13 protein-coding genes and 1 pseudogene are annotated in these 18,389 nt (G+C 52.6%); 13 read left to right on the top strand and 1 reads right to left on the bottom strand.

Annotated elements, in window-relative coordinates:
• The first annotated feature begins 231 nt into the window (after positions 1 to 231).
• The 13 genes from MO867_RS15900 to MO867_RS15845 all read left to right on the top strand — a co-directional run bounded on the left by MO867_RS15900 (position 232) and on the right by MO867_RS15845 (position 17,827).
• Entirely contained in the window at positions 232 to 759 is a 528-nt protein-coding gene (locus MO867_RS15900; RefSeq protein WP_252470881.1) for a cytochrome c-type biogenesis protein, read from the top strand.
• Entirely contained in the window at positions 756 to 1,985 is a 1,230-nt protein-coding gene (ccmI, locus tag MO867_RS15895) for a c-type cytochrome biogenesis protein CcmI (RefSeq protein WP_252470879.1), read from the top strand. The genes MO867_RS15900 and ccmI overlap by 4 nt, the downstream gene beginning before the upstream one ends.
• Before the next feature lie 317 nt (positions 1,986 to 2,302).
• Positions 2,303 to 5,806, top strand: coding sequence for a chromosome segregation protein SMC (gene smc, locus MO867_RS15890; RefSeq protein WP_252470877.1), 3,504 nt, complete (start codon positions 2,303 to 2,305; stop codon positions 5,804 to 5,806).
• A gap of 25 nt (positions 5,807 to 5,831) precedes the next feature.
• A complete protein-coding gene (gene zipA, locus MO867_RS15885) occupies positions 5,832 to 6,848 on the top strand; it encodes a cell division protein ZipA (RefSeq protein ID WP_252470875.1) in 1,017 nt (338 codons plus the stop codon).
• Positions 6,849 to 7,012: 164 nt separating this feature from the next.
• On the top strand, positions 7,013 to 9,058 hold the full coding sequence (ligA, locus tag MO867_RS15880) for an NAD-dependent DNA ligase LigA (protein ID WP_252470873.1): 2,046 nt from the start codon (positions 7,013 to 7,015) through the stop codon (positions 9,056 to 9,058).
• Between the two features lie 178 nt (positions 9,059 to 9,236).
• Entirely contained in the window at positions 9,237 to 9,671 is a 435-nt protein-coding gene (locus MO867_RS15875) for a hypothetical protein (RefSeq protein ID WP_252470883.1), read from the top strand.
• 290 nt (positions 9,672 to 9,961) lie between these two features.
• On the top strand, positions 9,962 to 10,090 hold the full coding sequence (locus tag MO867_RS23610; RefSeq protein WP_256474099.1) for a hypothetical protein: 129 nt from the start codon (positions 9,962 to 9,964) through the stop codon (positions 10,088 to 10,090).
• A gap of 97 nt (positions 10,091 to 10,187) precedes the next feature.
• Positions 10,188 to 10,634 (top strand): DUF4399 domain-containing protein, encoded by a 447-nt coding sequence (locus MO867_RS15870; RefSeq protein WP_252470871.1) that lies wholly within the window; start codon positions 10,188 to 10,190, stop codon positions 10,632 to 10,634.
• Positions 10,635 to 10,692: 58 nt separating this feature from the next.
• Positions 10,693 to 12,078, top strand: a complete 1,386-nt coding sequence (locus MO867_RS15865; protein WP_252470869.1) for a class II fumarate hydratase — start codon at positions 10,693 to 10,695, stop codon at positions 12,076 to 12,078.
• A 501-nt stretch (positions 12,079 to 12,579) separates the two neighbouring features.
• Positions 12,580 to 13,650: an AraC family transcriptional regulator gene (locus MO867_RS15860; RefSeq protein ID WP_252470867.1), complete on the top strand. Its 1,071-nt coding sequence runs from the start codon at positions 12,580 to 12,582 to the stop codon at positions 13,648 to 13,650.
• Between the two features lie 178 nt (positions 13,651 to 13,828).
• Positions 13,829 to 15,622: an acyl-CoA dehydrogenase C-terminal domain-containing protein gene (locus MO867_RS15855; protein ID WP_252470865.1), complete on the top strand. Its 1,794-nt coding sequence runs from the start codon at positions 13,829 to 13,831 to the stop codon at positions 15,620 to 15,622.
• Positions 15,623 to 15,707: 85 nt separating this feature from the next.
• Positions 15,708 to 16,055: an SCP2 sterol-binding domain-containing protein gene (locus MO867_RS15850; protein ID WP_252470863.1), complete on the top strand. Its 348-nt coding sequence runs from the start codon at positions 15,708 to 15,710 to the stop codon at positions 16,053 to 16,055.
• Between the two features lie 107 nt (positions 16,056 to 16,162).
• The gene (locus MO867_RS15845; protein ID WP_252470861.1) at positions 16,163 to 17,827 is read left to right on the top strand and encodes an AMP-binding protein; all 1,665 of its coding nucleotides are present in this window, start codon (positions 16,163 to 16,165) and stop codon (positions 17,825 to 17,827) included.
• A 160-nt stretch (positions 17,828 to 17,987) separates the two neighbouring features.
• Here MO867_RS15845 and MO867_RS15840 read toward each other — a convergent pair.
• A pseudogene (locus MO867_RS15840) lies at positions 17,988 to 18,332 on the bottom strand (transposase domain-containing protein); the annotation flags it as partial.
• Between the last annotated feature and the right edge of the window lie 57 nt (positions 18,333 to 18,389).

Here is an 18,389-nt window from a genome sequence, read left to right as displayed (position 1 = left end):
AACCTGTGACCTACGGCTTGTAAGGCCGTCGCTCTCCCAACTGAGCTAACCACCCCCTGTCAGGAGCTGCGTATCATAATGATATTCTTTGCTTCGTCAACGCCTTTTTTGAATTTTTTTTTGTCTTTCAATGGGTTAAGTCGTTTTAGTGTGAAGTCGCGGGCGTGTCCGCAGGCTGGTGACGCTGTTATAATCGCGTGAATTCCCGTTGTATAAAGCGTGAGAAAAACTGTGAGACAGAAGACCTGGTTGGCCCGATTCGCACTGGCATTTTGTGTGCTCTTTCTGTCCTGTGCTGCACTGGCGGCGGTAGAGACGGAAAAATTATCCTCTCCTGAATTGGACGCGCGATATCGTGTGCTAATCGAGGAAATGCGGTGCCCCAAGTGCCAGAACCAAAATCTGGCGGGTTCCGATGCCACGATCTCTACAGATCTGCGCCGAGAAATTCGCCATCTGTTGGAGGAGGGTTTTACGGATCAGGAAATTATCGACTACATGGTGGCCCGGTACGGGGACTTTGTACTCTACAGACCGCCGGTTCAGGGCAACACGTTGGTACTGTGGCTGGCCCCTGGCGTCTTTGCGCTGGTGGGGTTATTGGCGTTGATCGTGGTAGTGGTACGTTCCCGCAGTGGAACGGGGGCTCGACAGGATGATGCAAGCGGGGAACTCTCTGACGATGAACGGCGTCGATTGAAAAGGTTATTAGGAGATGAGTCTGGTGATGCAGGTAACGGCGGGAAGAAAAGCAAATGATTGATATCTGGTTTGGTGTGGCCCTGCTGCTGCTTTTAGTCTCTTTTGTGCTTTTGGTGCCAGCCATAAGGGCGGCCGGGGTGCGTCGCAACGATGATAGTAAACGTCTAGCTACGGCCGCACTTTATCGTGAGCGAAGTAAGGAGTTGCGAGCTGCAGTGCAAAGTGGCGCAATGGATGAAACGCAGTTTGCCCAGCTTGAGGCCGACCTTGCTCGGGAGCTGTTAGCGGCACAGCAAGAGGGGGTGTCAACCGCAACCAAGCAGGGGGGGAGGAATCTTTTTATAGGGGTGGCTGTTTTGGTGCCGGCTATCGCTGTGGCAGCTTATGCATTTTCTGGTCGTCCGGCCGAAGTGGCGCTGTATCGGGATATGGTGGCCAGCCAGAGCGGGCAGACGAGCTTCGAAGAAGAGGCTCGGATCACAGATCAGTTACAAGAGAGGGCGAAGACGCACCCCGATGATCTCAGTAGTCGCTATGTCCTGGCGCAGCGGCTGTTGGTCAGTGGGGATCTGGCTGGTGCGGTAGAATCTTATCGCTACGTGGTTAACCGTGAGCCTCAGGCTGCCAACGTCAAAGCGGAGTTGGCGCAAGCGTTATTTTTCGGTGGTGGTTCCAAGATTACCGATGAAATACGCTTGTTAGTCAGCGAAGCGATACAGGTGCAGCCGACCAATGGCACTGCGCTTGGCTTGGCAGGGATTGCGGCTTTTGAGGATGGGGACTTCCGTATGGCTCGCCAGCACTGGAGAGCGGCTTTAACTCAGCTTTCTCCAGGCTCGCCGGCAGCTGAGGCGTTGCATGCGGGTGTCATTCGCGCCGAGAAGGCGCTGGCAGAAAATGGTGAGGCAGTAGTGGTTTCTTCAAAAGCTTCATCGGATGTTGCAGGCCCGGCGATACGGGTAACAGTGAGCCTGGCAGAAGGGGTCAATACCGCAGCGTCCACCCCGGTGTTTGTTTACGCACGTAGTGCGGCCAGCCCCATGCCTTTGGCTATAGTGCGTCTCACCGCAGGACAGTTACCGACAGAGGTGATTCTGGATGAGTCTCGCGCAATGATGCCCAGTGCCTCCATTGCGTCCGTGGATAGCGTCCAGTTGGTGGCCCGGTTGGCGGTGAAAGGTGATGCGCGCCCAGCCCCTGGTGATTGGCAGGGAATGATTAGTACTTTGCCGAAAGCCCGTTGGGGTGAGGCTCAGTCGGTTACCATTGATAGCAAACTGTAGGGATCGGACTGCAGCTGTGAGTGAGGCCGTGGTGTAAGTCGGGGCCTTTGTTTTGTTTGTGGTACAGCGATGCTTTTGCGTCTAATGGGGCGCAGGACTGTGACACGGCCAAGTACTGTCGAGCTGCCGTTTGTTCCTGGAGAAGTTGGCATTTGGTGGGGGTTGGTATGGTTTGACTTGACCGCTGGTTAGTCCAGTCGATAATTCCGACTGAATATTACTGTGAAGAATTGCGCTGAAAGCTCCGGCATCGCCATGTAGAATTGAAGGTTTGGTGATTCGCCCGGCAGAGAAAAAAATACCGAGTTTATAAATACATGCGTCTGAAGTGCATCAAACTTGCGGGTTTCAAGTCTTTTGTTGACCCTACCACCGTCTATTTCCCGACAAACCTCAATTCGGTGGTAGGTCCCAATGGGTGTGGTAAATCCAACACCATTGATGCCGTGCGTTGGGTCATGGGGGAGTCCTCCGCTAAGAATCTGCGCGGCGATTCCATGACGGACGTTATCTTTAACGGTTCCAGTGGCCGCAAGCCCGTTGGGCAGGCCGCTATTGAACTGATATTCGATAACTCGGCGGGTAAACTTTCAGGGGCATACGCTTCTTTTTCTGAAATTTCTGTCAAGCGCAAAGTTACTCGCGAGGCACAAAATACCTACTACTTAAACGGTGAAAAATGTCGCCGTCGGGATGTTACCGATCTCTTTTTGGGGACCGGTCTGGGCCCGCGTAGTTATGCCATTATCGAACAGGGCATGATTTCCAAGTTGATTGAGGCCAAGCCCGAGGAATTGCGGGTCTATATCGAAGAAGCTGCAGGTATCTCCAAATATAAAGAGCGCCGTCGGGATACGGAAAACCGAATGCGCCGCACTTCAGAGAACATGGAGCGCCTTACCGACATTCGCGATGAATTGCATCGCCAGTTGTCGCGCTTAGAGCGACAGTCGGCAGCGGCAGAAAAGTACAGTCGCTTCAAGGAAGAGGAGCGCAGCTACAAGGCGAATCTGCAGGCGCTGAAGTATCGTGAACTCGATGAGCAGTCCAAAGCAAAGCAGCAACAAACGGGTGAGCTGGAACTGACCGTTGAAGAGCTGGTTACCCGGCAGGTGACTTGCGACACGGGTATCGAACAAAAACGTGTAAGTTACCACGAGTTATCCGACAGTTTTAACGCAGTGCAAGGGCGTTTCTACGCTGCAGGTGCAGATATTGCTCGGCTTGAGCAGAGTATCGCCCATGCGCGCGAACGGACCAGCCGCCTTCAATCTGACATGGCGCAGACTGAACAGGAATTTCGCGAGGCGGAAACCAATCTGGAGGTGGATCGGGAGAAGGCAGCCCAGTTTGAGGAAGAGCTGGCAGTGATCCTGCCGGACCTGGAAATGGTATTGGTTGTCGAGGAAGAATCCGCTGCGGCGTTGCTCGAATCTGAAGAGCAGATGCGCGACTGGCAGAACGAGTGGGACCAGTTTAATCATGGTGCCTCGGGCTCCCGCCAAAAAGCTGAAGTGCAGCAGTCTCGTATTCAGCATTTGGAGACTTCGGGGCAGCGCGTACTGGAACGGGTAAATAAGCTGCTGGCGGAGCAGTCCAGTTTACAGATATCCGATGAGGATGAAGGAACCCTACAGCTCGATGAGCAGCTTGCCGAGTTTGAGATGCAGGCGCAGGAGCGCCGGGAAGAGGCGGTAGAGCGACGCGAGTCCTTGGATCATCTGCGCAGCCGGGAGCGAGAGCTCGCGACGGAGTTGGATCAGTTGCGCTTGCAACTGCAGACGGGGCGCGGCCGTCAGGCTTCTCTTGAGGCATTGCAGCAGGCTGCGCTGGGGCAGGGCAAGGCCGTAGAAAATTGGCTCCAGGAACAGGCTCTGGCGGACAAGCCTCGCCTAGCGGATCAGATCAAGGCGCGCCCCGGCTGGGAAGTCGCCGTGGAGACAGTTCTGGGGCCACAACTGCAGGCTGTTTGTATCCAGCAATTGGAGTCTGTGGCGCAGAGCTTGGCAGCCTTGGAGAGTGGTCAGGCGGTGTTGATCGATAACAGCGTTGTTGATGCCTTTTCTGGTGGTGACCTTTCATCTTTGCATGAAGTGCTTGAGGGGCCGTCTTCTCTTTCCGGTGTGCTCGCCGGGATTTATATCGCCGAAGATTTAACCGCAGCGCTGGCGAAGCGCTCGGGATTGCAGGCCCACGAGTCCATAATCACCCGAGATGGACTTTGGTTCGGCCCCAACTGGCTGCGGGTAAATCGAGCCAGCGATGCCGAGGCTGGCGTCTTGGCGCGCAAGCAAGATCTCGAAACGCTGGGGCAGGAGATGGCCCTTTGTGAAGAGCAGATAGAGAGCATCGCTGAGCAGCGTGAATCCCTGCGTACCCAGACGTTTGACCTGGAGCGCTGGATGGATCAGTCCCGCACTGAGTCCGAGCAGTTGGGCCGCCGAGAGGCCGAATTGCGCAGTCAGTTGTCCGCTCACCGCGCGCGCGCCGAGCAGATGAGCGAGCGCCGTATTCGCATTGAGCAGGAAATTTCTGAGGTGCGTGAGCAGCAGGAGTTTGAGGGAGAATCCCTGTCGGAATCACGCCTGCTATTGCAGGAGGCTGTAGAGGCGATGAGCGACGATACAGATCGTCGCGAAACGCTAATGGCGCGCAGGGAGGAATTGCGCGAAGCTTTGGATGCGGTGCGCCAGCGTGCTCGGGAGGATAAGGATCGGGCGCATGAATTGGCCATGCGTGAACAGTCAGTGCGCACGCAGATGGTCTCTCTTGAGCGTACCTTGCAGGTGATGGATGGGCAGTTGGAACGGTTGCGCAGCCGGCGCACTCAGCTGCAAGAACAAATGGCAGAGACCGAGGATCCCTCGCAGGATTTCCAGATGGAGCTGGAGGAAAAGCTTGGGGAGCGCATTGAGGTTGAAACAGAGCTCACTGGTGCGCGAAAAAAACTGGAAGAGGTCGAAGTTGGACTGCGCGAGCAGGAACAGGAGCGGCACAAAGTAGAGGCTGCCCTGCAGGGCGTGCGCGCACAGTTGGAGCAAGAGCGGCTCTCCGCCCAGACGCTCGAGGTCCAGCGCAACGGCTTGGTCGAGCAGCTGCGTGAGAATGAGCACGATATTGATCAGTTGCTTGAGCAACTACCTGGCGATCTGACGATCAAACAGGTTCAGGAAGATTTGGAATTGGTAGCTGCGCGCATTTCGCGCTTAGGGCCTATTAACCTCGCGGCTATCGATGAGTACAAACTGGAGTCGGAACGCAAGAACTATCTTGACCGCCAGCATGGGGATTTGACGGAGGCGTTGGAGACTTTGGAAAACGCAATTAAAAAGATCGACAAGGAAACGAGAAGCCGCTTTAAGGAAACCTTTGATCAGGTAAATGCGGGCCTGCAAGAACTTTTCCCGAAAGTGTTCGGTGGTGGCAATGCCTATCTGGAGCTGACTGGTGAAGACTTGCTCGATACCGGTATCACGATTATGGCGCGTCCACCGGGCAAGCGTAACAGTACGATCCACCTGCTTTCGGGTGGAGAAAAGGCGCTGACCGCGATCGCATTGGTTTTCTCAATTTTCCGCTTGAATCCCGCACCTTTCTGTATGCTGGATGAGGTGGATGCACCCCTTGACGACGCTAACGTAGGCCGTTACGCACGAATGGTTAAAGAAATGTCAGAACATGTTCAGTTCATCTATATTACCCACAACAAGATTGCAATGGAGATGGCGGATCAGCTGCTGGGTGTAACCATGCACGAGCCGGGCGTATCCCGTTTGGTGTCAGTAAATGTGGAAGAAGCAGCTGAGCTGGCTTCTGCATAAGAGCGTAAGGGAGAGGCGCTAAATAATGGATAACTGGCTGGTTACAATTCTGGTTGTCGTTCTGTTAGTAATTGTGCTCGATGGTGTTCGTCGGGCTATTTTACGGCAGCGCGCAGCAGTTAAGGTCTCCCGCAATCTGTCGCGGGCTATGCAATCCGAAGTAAAGACTGAAGCTGACCCTGTGTCTGAAAGAGCACAGGAAGAACCCCCGATTGAGAAACTTCGCGAGCCGGATGAAGCCAAGCCCGCAACGAGTGAATTGCCCGGGCAGGTTCGGGTGGTCCAGCGCCGGGCGCTGGAGGATGCACTGCATGTCAACCGCCAGGTTCAGGAGAGCTTTATTTCCTCTCGCAAGCCCCTCGCGGGCAGTAGTCCACAGAGAAGCCCTGAAGAGCAAGGTATTTTGGATCTGGGCGAGCAGGTGCCCACCTTGATGGAGTCGGTTGGAGAGGATCAGCGTTACGAACCCGAGTTAGACGAGGCGGGAAGTCTGCAAGCACTGGATGTCGAGGCAGCCCCTGAGCGGAATGGCGTGAGTGAGGAAATTGGGGCTGAAGAAGCCTCCCTGAGCCGGGCTCTGGATCAACCGGAAACGGCATCTTCAGTACGGGAAGTGCTCGTTATTAATGTGATGGCTCCAGAGGGGGATTATTTCGAAGGGAATGATCTACTTCGTGTGATGGTAGCTAGCGGAATGCGCTTTGGCGAGATGAATATTTTTCATTATCACGAAGAGGGGGGCGCAGATGGGGCGGTGATATTCAGTCTGGCCAATATCGTGGTACCAGGAGTTTTCGATTTAGCACAAATGGAAGAATTTGCTACACCGGGAGTTAGCCTGTTTTTGGCGCTCCCAGTCCAGGAGGAAGCCGTTAAGGCCTTCAATCAGCTACTTTCGACTTCCTATAACATTGCCGAGTTGCTCGGTGGTGAGTTGAAAGACGAAAATCGCAGCGTGTTTACTGCACAAACTGCCGAGCATTACCGTCAGCGTGTAGTGGAATATCAGCGTCGCAGAGCATTGGCTATAGCGCAAAGCTGATCGAGCGATCAAAAATATATCGGTTTCGATTTTACATACAAATGCGGCCCGAGCTTACGACTAATTTTAATTTAGAAATTAGTCGTAAGCTCGGGCCGCATTTGTATGTAAAATCGAAATCGAGATTATTTCCCTAACAATTACTTAAATCACTCGAACAGCCGATGAGTCATCAAACTATTTCTTCTGATGTGCGCGAGCGCGTACAGGAACTACACGAAATCCTCCAGCGCGCGAATCATCAATACTATGTACTGGATGATCCCGAGCTACCTGATATTGAATACGATCGACGCCTGCGTGAATTGCAGGATCTCGAAAGTGAATATCCACAACTGCAGACACCCGACTCCCCAACGCAGCGGGTAGGTGCCGAGCCGCTTTCCTTTTTTGAGGAGGTTCGCCATGAGGTGCCGATGCTGTCTTTGGATAACGCCTTTAATAATGAGGAATTGTTGGAGTTTGATCGCCGGGTGTGCGAGCGCTTGAACAGCAAAGGCCCGATCGAATATGCCTGTGAACCCAAGCTGGATGGTATCGCGGTCAGTCTGTTGTATCGCAATGGTGTGCTTGTGCGTGCAGCGACACGGGGCGATGGCACCACCGGTGAAAACATCACTCAAAATGTACGCACGGTGGGCTCAGTTCCACTGCGTTTGCATCAGGGTGACATAAGCTACCCCGGTATTTTGGAGGTGCGCGGTGAGATTTATATGCCTAAGACCGGTTTTGCCGAATTAAACCGGAAAGCCGCTTCCGTAGGTGAGAAGCTCTTTGTAAATCCGCGCAACGCGGCTGCGGGCAGCCTGCGCCAATTGGACTCCCGTGTTACTGCGCAGAGACCGTTGGAGTTGTGTGTTTATGGGACTGGCCTGGTCGAGGGCGGTGAATTACCGGACGAGCATGTGAATACCCTGCAGCTGCTGGGGCAGTGGGGGTTTCGCACCAATCGGGAGATGCGCGCAGCAAAAGATATCCAGGGATGTATTGATTACTATCGAGAGATTGGCGACAAGCGAGAGAGTCTTCCCTACGATATTGACGGCATTGTTTTTAAGGTTAACAGTATTCCTCTGCAGCGCCGTCTTGGCTTTGTCGCACGCGCACCACGCTGGGCTATGGCGTATAAGTTTCCCGCTCAAGAAGAAATGACAGAGCTATTGGATGTTGAGTTCCAGGTGGGGCGCACCGGCGCGGTGACACCCGTAGCGCGATTGAAGCCTGTCTTTGTGGGGGGCGTTACTGTATCCAATGCCACCTTGCACAATCGCGATGAGATCGAGCGACTTGGTGTGATGATTGGTGATACCGTGATTATCCGCCGTGCCGGGGATGTGATTCCGCAGGTGGTTTCTGTGGTTGAGAAAGAACGTAAGCCTGGCGGGCAGGTTATTGAGTTTCCCGGTCATTGCCCGGTGTGTGGCTCTCCGGTGGAATCGACACCGGGCGAGGCTGCTGTCCGCTGTAGCGGTGGCTTGATTTGCAGCGCTCAGCGCAAACAGGCCATCAAGCATTTTGCCTCGCGCAAAGCTATGGATATCGATGGCCTGGGAGACAAGTTGGTGGAGCAACTGGTGGATGAGGGCTTGCTGCATTCGGTGTCCGGGCTCTTCCGTCAGACTTTGGAACAGCTCGCAGGGCTTGAGCGAATGGGGCAGAAATCCGCACAAAACCTTCTGGATGCACTGGAGAAAAGTAAAGAAACCACTCTTCCCAAATTCCTCTATGCACTGGGTATCCGCGAGGTGGGCGAGGCCACAGCACGCAATCTGGCAGGGCACTTTGGTGAGTTGCAACCCTTGATGGCAGCAGATGTTGAAGCCTTGCAGGAGGTGGAGGATGTGGGGCCAGTTGTTGCGCACTTTGTGGCAGAGTTTTTCCAGCAGCCTCATGCGCAGGAAGAAGTCGAGGCTTTGCAGCAGGCGGGAGTGCATTGGGCGGCGGAGGAAACGGATGGTTTGGATCAACCCCTGGCGGGGCAGACCTGGGTCCTAACCGGTAAGTTGGAAACGCTTTCCCGAGGTGAAGCTAAAGATTATTTGCAGCGCCTGGGGGCGAAAGTGGCGGGTAGCGTTTCTGTCAAGACGAGTACTTTGGTGGCGGGCCCCGGTGCGGGTTCAAAATTGTCCAAGGCGCAGGAGTTGGATATCACCGTATTGAGTGAGGAAGAATTGCTGGATTTACTGCGTGAACGCGGCTTTGAAATTTAGCGCGGGGTGCTGCAGGCGGAGTGTGGTTAGCTGCGAGACCGCCGAACTTTTGTGCAGTGGAAAGGTTCGTAGTTTGTTTTGTGGCTTTCTAGTCGCTTCACCGTTAAAGTTAACCCCCTAGATCTGTTTTGCCCCGGATGCCTGATGTCCGGTGGTGCTGTGGTAAGGAATGGAATTAATGCTTCAGGGCGATCAGGAATCCATAGTTTACGGTTGTATTAAAGACAGCAATAGCCTTGCGGGCGGCAGTGATCGGCGCAGAATTAATCGCAATGCTGTGCTCGCTTTGCCCAGTGCGGATGAGTGGCCCTTTCTGTGTCGGGATATGTTTTCAATCCCCACCATCAAGGTGAAGCAATCCCAATATCAAACCGATGTAATCCATTTTGGGGCCTCCTATCGTGCAGTGGAGTACGAATGGGATCTCTGGATACAGAAGTTTGAAGAACTCCTCAAAAGTATGTACTGGGTCTCGGCAACGGTGCACCTCGAAACCGAACTCTCCGGTGTACATTCTTTCAGTTGGGAGTCTGCCGGGCTCTTCCATGAGCCTGGTAGTGGCGATATGCAGGTGCGCTGTGAGTGGACCCAGGAAGGGCGGGTGAGTATCTAGCTGGAGGTTGAAAAAGGACTTCCGTGACTTTTTTAACCTGTGTTTGGAGTCCTGATACCCCTGCTCGGGTTATCAGCCCGCCAATTCTGGTTTGGGCCTTGCTGGCGCAAGGTCCTTTCGTCAATTGAGTTGTCTTTGTTGCCCCTTCGGTTCAAATTCTCCCTCTTGTCATAAATTTTACCTATCCTCTTCCTCCTGCAACTATATTCCCTACTAGTCTCTAGCACTGAAACTTTGGTCTGTTAAAGTGTTCATGGCTAGTCGGTACTATTAACCTGACTATGAAATAAATGAGTTCCCATTTTTTCATTGTCGCCAGTGAAATACTGGTGCGGACACGCAAGTCTGCGGGTATTGCACAGGTTCGCGCCGGCCTTTTGCTGGCGGTGGCACATCCTTGTGCCGTATCAATACGTTAACTTGTCTATCGGGTTAATAGCGTGCCTCAGCTGAAATACTAAAAGCCAGATTATAAGAATTGGCGCGAACAGGGCGCCCTATCAGGAAGGAATAAACATGATGAAACCCAGTACTTTGCTATTCGCCAGCGCTCTGATGCTATCGCCGCTGCTACATGCGGCCGAACATGAAGCCAAAGCTGAGATGACAGGCAAGGCTCCGGCAGAGGCCAAGCTGTACATTATCTCTCCCCAAAATGGAGAAAAGGTCCCAAAGACCTTTGTTGTAAAGTTTGGCTTGTCGGGAATGGGGGTGGCTCCAGCGGGCGTCGAGCGCGATAACACGGGCCATCATCACTTGCTTATCGATGTCGATGACATGCCTGATATGAGTAAACCCCTGCCAGCGAGCAAGAATATTATCCATTTCGGCGGTGGCCAAACAGAAACACAGGTAACCTTGCCGCCGGGCAAGCATACGCTACAACTGGTGCTGGGAAACTATATGCACATTCCCCATAAGAAACCGATTATGTCCAAGAAAATTACCGTCGAGGTCGAGTAGCACCGTAGCGGTAAAATACATTTCTAGTAGTGCATTGAGTGCACTCGGGGAGATCAAAATGGGTGGTGAATTTCGCATAGAGCGGGACAGTTTGGGTGAAGTCCAGGTGCCGTCGGAGGCAATGTACGGTGCTCAGACTCAGCGCGCAGTGGAAAACTTTCCAGTTAGCGGCCACAGGTTACCGGCGGAGTTTATCCGGGCCATGGTGCTGATTAAGAAGTCTGCAGCTGAGGCAAACCGAGACTTGGGATTACTGAAAAAGGCACAGGCTGCAGCCATCATCGACGCCTGTGACAATCTCAGTGATTTGGACTTCGCCACCCATTTCCCCGTCGATATTTACCAGACGGGTTCTGGTACCAGTTCAAATATGAACGTTAACGAAGTGCTTGCGCACCTCGCTGAGAGACACAGTGATCAAAAGATCAGTCCAAATGATCATGTGAACATGAGTCAGAGCAGTAATGATGTGGTGCCCACCGCCATCCATGTCTCAGCACTCTTGACCATGCGCGATACATTGCTGCCCGCACTGCGACACCTGCATACCGGTTTGTGCGAAAAGTCGACCGAACTGGAGAGTATTGTAAAAACCGGCCGCACCCATTTAATGGATGCGGTGCCGATGACGATGGCTCAGGAAGTCGGGGGTTGGGCAGCGCAGATAGAAGCCTGTCGGGAGCGCTTTCGTTCTGTTATGCCCCGGCTTGCACAATTGGCCCAGGGCGGGACTGCTATTGGCACCGGACTCAATGCCCACCCGGATTTTGCTGAGCTTTTCGCTCAAAAAGTCAGCGCGCACACTTCTCATCAGTTCCGCCCGGCGGAAAATTTTTTTACCGCCATATCGAGCCAGGATACGGCGGTGGAACTGTCCGGTCAGCTCAAGGTGCTGGCGGTTTCCCTGATGAAAATTGCGAACGACTTGCGCTGGATGAACAGTGGTCCCCTTGCGGGCTTGTCTGAGATTGCCCTGGAGGCTTTGCAGCCCGGCAGCAGTATCATGCCCGGCAAAGTGAATCCCGTAATTGCTGAATCAGTAACTATGGTTTGTGCGCGTGTGATAGGAAATGACACGACCGTTGCTGTGGCAGGTCAAAGTGGGAACTTCCAGCTGAATGTGATGTTGCCCCTAATTGCCAGCACTCTGCTGGAGAGCACGAATTTACTCGCCAATGCTTCAACACTGTTGGCGGACCGCGCCATTGCAAATTTTGCGGTTAATCGTGCACATATTGATGAGAAGCTGGGGCGCAACCCGATTTTGGTCACCTCGCTGAATCCTGTTATTGGTTATCTCAAGGCAGCGGAGATTGCCAAGGCAGCCTATGCCAGTGGCAGACCTGTTTTGGATGTCGCTGTTGAAATGACAGACCTGGATCGCAAAACACTCGAGGATTTACTGGAACCGGCGCACTTGGCTAAAGGCGGTCTGATCAGCTAGCAGTGTGCTAGTTAGCGGGTCCTGTAGGGCTGCTCAGGCGAAAAAGGCGATTCCGAGTAGTATTAAGGAGATGATGACAGTTAGGCTCATCAGCCAGTTAAAAAGGCTTAAAAGAGTCGCCCGATCTTCAGGTTCCAGCATTCTTCTGCTCATTCGTGCCTCCTGCGGCGTTGACAGAAACCTGCCAATCCCTCACGATTCGACGCCGCGTCGGTACCGGGTGCCGACAATACAATGGTAGCGCCACAATATGTGGTGGCCTGACCTGTTTCGATAATCAATGTATCCAGATTCCCATGGCTAAAAGAAGTCGCCGCTCCTTTATCACCAGTGTTCTCGCGTGTGTCGCATTTGTAGTCGCAGCAATTTATAGTTGGGACCTGCCTGTGCGGGACGTTTTCACCTATTTCATCTTATTGCTGGTGGCGCTGATTGTCATCATTGTTGGGGCGCTGGGATGTGGGGCTTTATTGAATTGGTTGCGTAGGCGTAAATAGATAGATGGCGTCAAAGGAAGAGGATATTCGCATACCCATTGCCTACCTGGAGCGATTGCTGGAGGAGGCCACCAAACACGGGTGTGACCGCAAGGAGCTTTTAGCTTCAGTTGATATTGACAGTGCCGAGTTGCTGGGTGTTTCCGCATTTTCAGCCGTCAAATATGGACGCTTGTATCAGCGGGTTATGTGGCTGGCACAGAATGAATGGTTTGGCATGCTCAGTGGCGGGCGAGTTCGCTCGGGTTCTTTTCGCTTGTTGTGCCTGGCTGTGGTTAATTGTGCGACACTCCGGCAGGCAATTACCCTGTGTGCGGAGTTTATGGAAATCTGCCGGGGCTTCAAGGTAAAGCCCGTGCTCGAAGAGGGTGATCACGGGCGCGAGCGGGTAGAAATTTGTGGTATCAGCTCGTTGGCAAACGGGGAGTTTGAGCAGTTGCTTGGAACTACCAGTCCCAGCGTTATCCGCACGACTCTGGCGGTTTGGCACAGGTTCTATTGCTGGCTGGTTGGGCGGGAAATCCCGCTTGCCCGGTTGCATTTTTCATTCTCTTGTCCAGAGGAGTTTCGCAGTCTCGCGCAGAGTGAAGCGAATGAGCTGTTGTTTGGGCAGCCGGTTAATGCCCTTGAATACGATACGCGCTATCTGGAATACCCGGTTGTGCAAAGCCCGCAGATGGTTGAAGACTTTATCCGCACCGCGCCCTACCACCTGGTGATTAGTGATGGCAGTGCCAACAGTATCAAGACCAAGGTCAAAACTATTTTGAATCGGGATGTGAGTGAGTCAATGCCTGCAGCTGAGGCTGTGGCCGAACGGCTCAATATGTCGGTAACGACACTGCGTCGCCGCTTGCAGCAGGAGGGAACTTCCTACCAGAAATTGAAAGATGAATGTCGAATGGAGGCTGCTTTCCACTACCTGAGTTGCCCGGATCTCTCCAACGGACAAATTGCGGAAATGCTCGGGTTTGATGAATCCAGTGCTTTTTTTCGCGCGTTTAAGAAGTGGACGGGTATCACGCCAGGTGAATACCGCCGTGGTGGCCGAGCCGCAGCCGGTCTAGACATTTGACCAGACCGGTGACGTTTTCTCACCTTCTCGCCTCGATTTGTCAGCGCTTTGGACGGGTTTCGCCATAGAGGGGGGCGCTCGCTTACTACTATGATGAACCAATCTTAGAAATTAGTCATAAATATGACTGAATGGTTTTTCATTCAGTCTCGAACATAAGCGAATTGAGGGTATCAGGATGACCGATATCAAAATGCCACTGCGTGATTTGCGTTTCGTGATGAGCGAAATGCTGGACACAGAGAAGCATTATGAATCACTTGGATATGAGGAGGCCACTCCTGATGTCGTGGATGCCATCCTGGAAGAGGGTGCAAAGTTTTGTGAAAACGTACTGGCACCGTTAAATCAAATTGGCGACCAGCAGGGCTGTACCTGGAAAGATGGTGAAGTTACCACCCCTGAAGGTTTTAAAGAAGCTTACCAGCAGTTCGTAGAAGCTGGCTGGGCTGCACTTCCCCACGATCCGGAGTACGGTGGCCAGGGTCTGCCCCCCTCTCTCGGCACCATAATGAGTGAGATGGTTGGCACTGCTAACTGGTCTTGGGGTATGTACCCCGGCTTGTCCCACGGCGCTATGAACACCCTGGAAGAGCATGGCACCGAAGAGCAGAAGCAGGTTTACCTGACCAAGCTTGTCGAAGGCAGCTGGACCGGCACTATGTGTCTGACCGAGCCGCATTGTGGTACCGACCTGGGTATGCTGCGCAGCAAAGCCGAGCCCAATAGCGATGGCTCCTACGCGATTTCTGGAACAAAAATCTTTATCTCTGCGGGTGAGCACGACATGACCGATAATATCGTTCATATCGTCCTGGCGCGCCTGCCAGATGCGCCTGCAGGTACCAAGGGTATCTCCCTGTTTATCGTGCCGAAGTTCCTGCCCAACGCCGATGGCGCTGCGGGTGAGCGCAACGGTGTGGCTTGTGGCTCTCTGGAGCACAAAATGGGTATCCACGGTAACGCTACTGCGGTCCTGAATTTCGATGGCGCTAAAGGCTACTTGATCGGTGAGGCGAACAAAGGCTTGAGCTATATGTTCACCTTTATGAATACCGCTCGCCTGGGTACCGCCCTGCAAGGCCTGTCCCATTCTGAGATTGGCTTCCAGAAATCCCTGGCTTACGCCAAAGATCGGCTGCAGATGCGTTCTCTGTCTGGTGTGAAGAACCCAGAGGGCCCAGCTGACCCGATTATCGTTCACCCGGACGTGCGCCGCATGCTGATGACCCAGAAGGCCATTTCTGAAGGCGGCCGTATGTTGGTTGTTACCTGTGCGCAACTCGTTGATGTTACCCACAAAGGTGACGACGAAGCGAAGAAATCCGCAGATGATATGCTGGCGTTCCTGACTCCAATTGCAAAAGCATTTTTGACTGAGGCTGGTTGTGAGTCCGCCAACCTGGGTATGCAGTGCTTCGGTGGCCACGGCTATATCGCTGAGTGGGGTATGGAGCAAAACGTCCGCGATGCTCGTATCTCCACCATCTACGAAGGGACTACTGGTATTCAGGCCCTCGACCTGTTGGGTCGTAAGGTCCTGATGACTCAGGGCGAATTGCTGCGTGGTTTTACCAAGAAAGTACACAATTTCTGCCAGGCAGAAATTGATAATGAAGCGCTGGCTCCTTTCGTTACCAAGCTGCAAGAATTGAACAAGCAGTGGGGCGACCTGACCTTGCATGTTGGTGGCAAGGCGATGGAAAACCCTGACGAAGTTGGTGCGGCTTCCGTAGATTACCTGATGTTCTCTGGTTACACGGTACTGGCTTATCTGTGGGCATCTGCGGCTAAAGTTGCCAATGAAAAACTGGCAGCCGGTACAGGTGAAGAAGATTTCTACCGGGCGAAACTCACCACTGCACGCTTCTACTTCGAGCGTATCCTTCCTCGCACATCTAGCCATGCGACCTCCATGTTGAGTGGCGCTAGCAGCCTGATGGAATTGGATGCTGAGCATTTTGCATTCTGATCCCACCTTCAAGTAAAAAAAACCGCCGGCCAAGACCGGCGGTTTTTTTGTCAGCATTTAAGCGGCTTATAACGGAGAGACTCCGATGCAATTGCCGGATTCAGTCCGAGAGCGCTTTTGGCGCCTAGCTTGTTCGTACCCGCTGGCTCGGGTACAGTTCCGGCTGCCGGATGCCTGTGATTTTTATATCTATGTCTCAGGTGCCGCCAAAGATTACAAGGTTATTTCAGAATTTGGTCAGGCTGACAATCCAGAACTAACATTGGAAATGGAAAATAGCACTCTCAGTGCTATATTGGATGGCCAGTTAAGCGGGCGCCACGCTTTTCTATTGGGGGATGTGCAATATTCTGGAAATCGTGAATTGGCCGCAGCATTGGCAGGTTTGTTTCCTGCGAACAGTGAAGAGGGGGATGTGTTAGGGAAGGCCTGAGACCCTTCTTTCTCACTGTCTCAAAGATACTTCAAACAATAAATAAATTCTCGCTGGCCCTGAATATGGCAGCTTTCGCCTATGGTGACGGAAGGTGTGGGTAGGCGATGACAACAATCAGGAATGGGAGAAGAGAGTTGGACATTGATCGCAGCATACTTGATGTCTTTAAAGGCGCTTGCACCAAATACGGTGACCGACCGGCCTTCACATGCCTGGGGCGAACGCTTTCTGTAGGCGATATTGATACCCTCAGCGGAAAATTTGCCTCTTATTTACAAAATCACACTGACCTGAAGCCCGGCGACCGTATTGCTGTTCAACTACCCAATGTATTGCAGTATCCCGTGGTTGTTTTCGGTGCTTTGCGCGCAGGTTTGGTAGTGGTCAATACTAACCCGCTATACACCCAGCGTGAGCTGAAGCATCAACTGAGTGATTCTGGAGCCAAGGCTCTGGTAGTTTTGGCAAATATTGCCGATACCGCTTCGGCCGTCGTTGCCGAGACCGATGTAAAACAAGTTATTGTCACTGAAGTTGCGGATCTGCACAGCCCGCTAAAGCGTACATTGATTAATAGTGTTGCCAAGTACGTTAAGAAAATGGTGCCTGAGTTTTCTTTCGTGAATCAGGTGGGCTTCCGTGAAGTTCTAGCGAAAGGTGCTGAGCGTCCACATACAGACGTTGAGCGGACTAAAGAGGATATTGCAGTTCTGCAATATACTGGCGGTACTACCGGTGTTGCCAAGGGGGCCATGCTAACCAATGGCAACCTGGTTGCTAATATGGAGCAGGTGCTTGAAGCTTTTGCTACGGGTATGAAGGAGGGCGAGGAATTCTATATCGCGCCTTTACCGCTCTATCATATTTACGCTTTTACCATTCATTGTATGTGCTTGTTCTCTTCGGGTAACCACTCCCTGCTGATTCCCAACCCTCGCGATATTCCAGGTTTTGTTAAAACCCTGAAAGGACTGCGTTTCACCGGATTTGTTGGACTGAATACCTTATTCAACGGCTTGATGCTCAATAAGGAATTTGCCGAGCTGGATTTTAGTAAGTTGCACTCTACCGCTTCGGGGGGCATGGCGTTGACTCGCGATACCGCCAAGCGTTGGGAGGAAATGACCGGTTGTATGATTATGGAGGGTTACGGTATGACCGAAACCTCCCCGGTTGTTTCGTTCAACCCCACCGATGGTGTCCAGTTGGGGACTGTCGGTATTCCAGTTCCGGGTACAGAAATTAAAGTCGTTGATGAGAATGGCAATGACCTGCCCAATAATTCACCGGGTGAGTTGTGCGTGCGTGGTCCTCAGGTCATGAAAGGCTATTGGCAGCGCCCTGAAGCCACCGCAGATACCATTGATGCTGAGGGTTGGCTTAATACTGGAGACATGGCTGTAATACAGGATGATGGCTATATCAAAATCGTGGACCGTAAAAAGGACATGATTATTGTTTCCGGCTTTAATGTATACCCCAATGAGATTGAGGATGTCGTCAGCGCGCATCCGAAGGTTACAGAAGCGGCAGCCATTGGTATTCCCGATGAGAAAAGTGGTGAGCAGGTTAAATTATTCCTGGTCAAGGCTGATCCGTCTTTAACTGAAGATGAAATAATCGCGTTTTGTCGTGAGAATTTGACCGCTTATAAAGTACCTAAGCGTGTCGAGTTCCGAGAGGATCTGCCCAAAACGAACGTGGGTAAAATTCTTCGCCGTGAACTTCGCGATGAAGAGATTAAAAAGCTCGAGGCGGTTAGCGCCTGATTCGAGTGTTTGCGAAAGTCTAAAATGCCTCGCTGGAAACAGTGGGGCTTTTTTATGTCTGGGAGATGGGGGTTTGGACTGGAAAGCTATCTAGCAGATTAATGAAAAGTAATTTGCAGGAGCAGGCTAACCCAGACCGGGGACGCATGTCGGTAAGCGCTCAGTTAACCCCACCCTTTAATTTATTCGGCAGCTCTGCACCTGTTTTACCCTGAAGCTTCCAGGGCAATAAAGCTTCAATATCCTCAACGGTCTTTGCGCGAGGCAAGTCGGTATAAACCCGGCGTAGGTAATCATACGGCTCGAGCCCATTGGCTTTGGCTCCTCTGGGAGTATCACTAAATAACCAGTTCTTGCGACCGATCACAAAGGGGCGAATGGCATTTTCGGCTGCGTTATTGTCGATATTTAGCTGTCCATCCTCGGTGTAAACCGTCAGCTTTTCCCTGTTCTTATGCAGATATCCCAATGCCTTTCCGAGAGCGGTTTTCGGCAGTATTTTAGGAAGGAGTTATTGTCAATTCTGGTGTTCAACAGGCCTGATCAAGCAGCGCTCTGGTCG

The sequence above is a fragment of the Microbulbifer okhotskensis genome (genome assembly GCF_023895975.1).
In the GTDB taxonomy this organism is placed as follows: domain Bacteria; phylum Pseudomonadota; class Gammaproteobacteria; order Pseudomonadales; family Cellvibrionaceae; genus Microbulbifer; species Microbulbifer okhotskensis.
Note: the sequence above shows the minus strand (reverse complement) of the source record. Positions and strands in the feature narration are given on the sequence as shown.

What these genes read in the sequence shown, in the direction of transcription:
- ccmI (WP_252470879.1), top strand. Translation starts at nt 756, where the DNA reads ATGATTGATATCTGGTTTGGTGTGGCCCTGCTGCTGCTTTTAGTCTCT.
- MO867_RS15870 (WP_252470871.1), top strand. Translation starts at nt 10,188, where the DNA reads ATGATGAAACCCAGTACTTTGCTATTCGCCAGCGCTCTGATGCTATCG.
- ligA (WP_252470873.1), top strand. Translation starts at nt 7,013, where the DNA reads ATGAGTCATCAAACTATTTCTTCTGATGTGCGCGAGCGCGTACAGGAA.
- MO867_RS15850 (WP_252470863.1), top strand. Translation starts at nt 15,708, where the DNA reads ATGCAATTGCCGGATTCAGTCCGAGAGCGCTTTTGGCGCCTAGCTTGT.
- MO867_RS15875 (WP_252470883.1), top strand. Translation starts at nt 9,237, where the DNA reads ATGCTTCAGGGCGATCAGGAATCCATAGTTTACGGTTGTATTAAAGAC.
- MO867_RS23610 (WP_256474099.1), top strand. Translation starts at nt 9,962, where the DNA reads ATGAGTTCCCATTTTTTCATTGTCGCCAGTGAAATACTGGTGCGGACA.
- MO867_RS15865 (WP_252470869.1), top strand. Translation starts at nt 10,693, where the DNA reads ATGGGTGGTGAATTTCGCATAGAGCGGGACAGTTTGGGTGAAGTCCAG.
- zipA (WP_252470875.1), top strand. Translation starts at nt 5,832, where the DNA reads ATGGATAACTGGCTGGTTACAATTCTGGTTGTCGTTCTGTTAGTAATT.
- MO867_RS15860 (WP_252470867.1), top strand. Translation starts at nt 12,580, where the DNA reads ATGGCGTCAAAGGAAGAGGATATTCGCATACCCATTGCCTACCTGGAG.
- MO867_RS15845 (WP_252470861.1), top strand. Translation starts at nt 16,163, where the DNA reads ATGACAACAATCAGGAATGGGAGAAGAGAGTTGGACATTGATCGCAGC.
- MO867_RS15855 (WP_252470865.1), top strand. Translation starts at nt 13,829, where the DNA reads ATGACCGATATCAAAATGCCACTGCGTGATTTGCGTTTCGTGATGAGC.
- smc (WP_252470877.1), top strand. Translation starts at nt 2,303, where the DNA reads ATGCGTCTGAAGTGCATCAAACTTGCGGGTTTCAAGTCTTTTGTTGAC.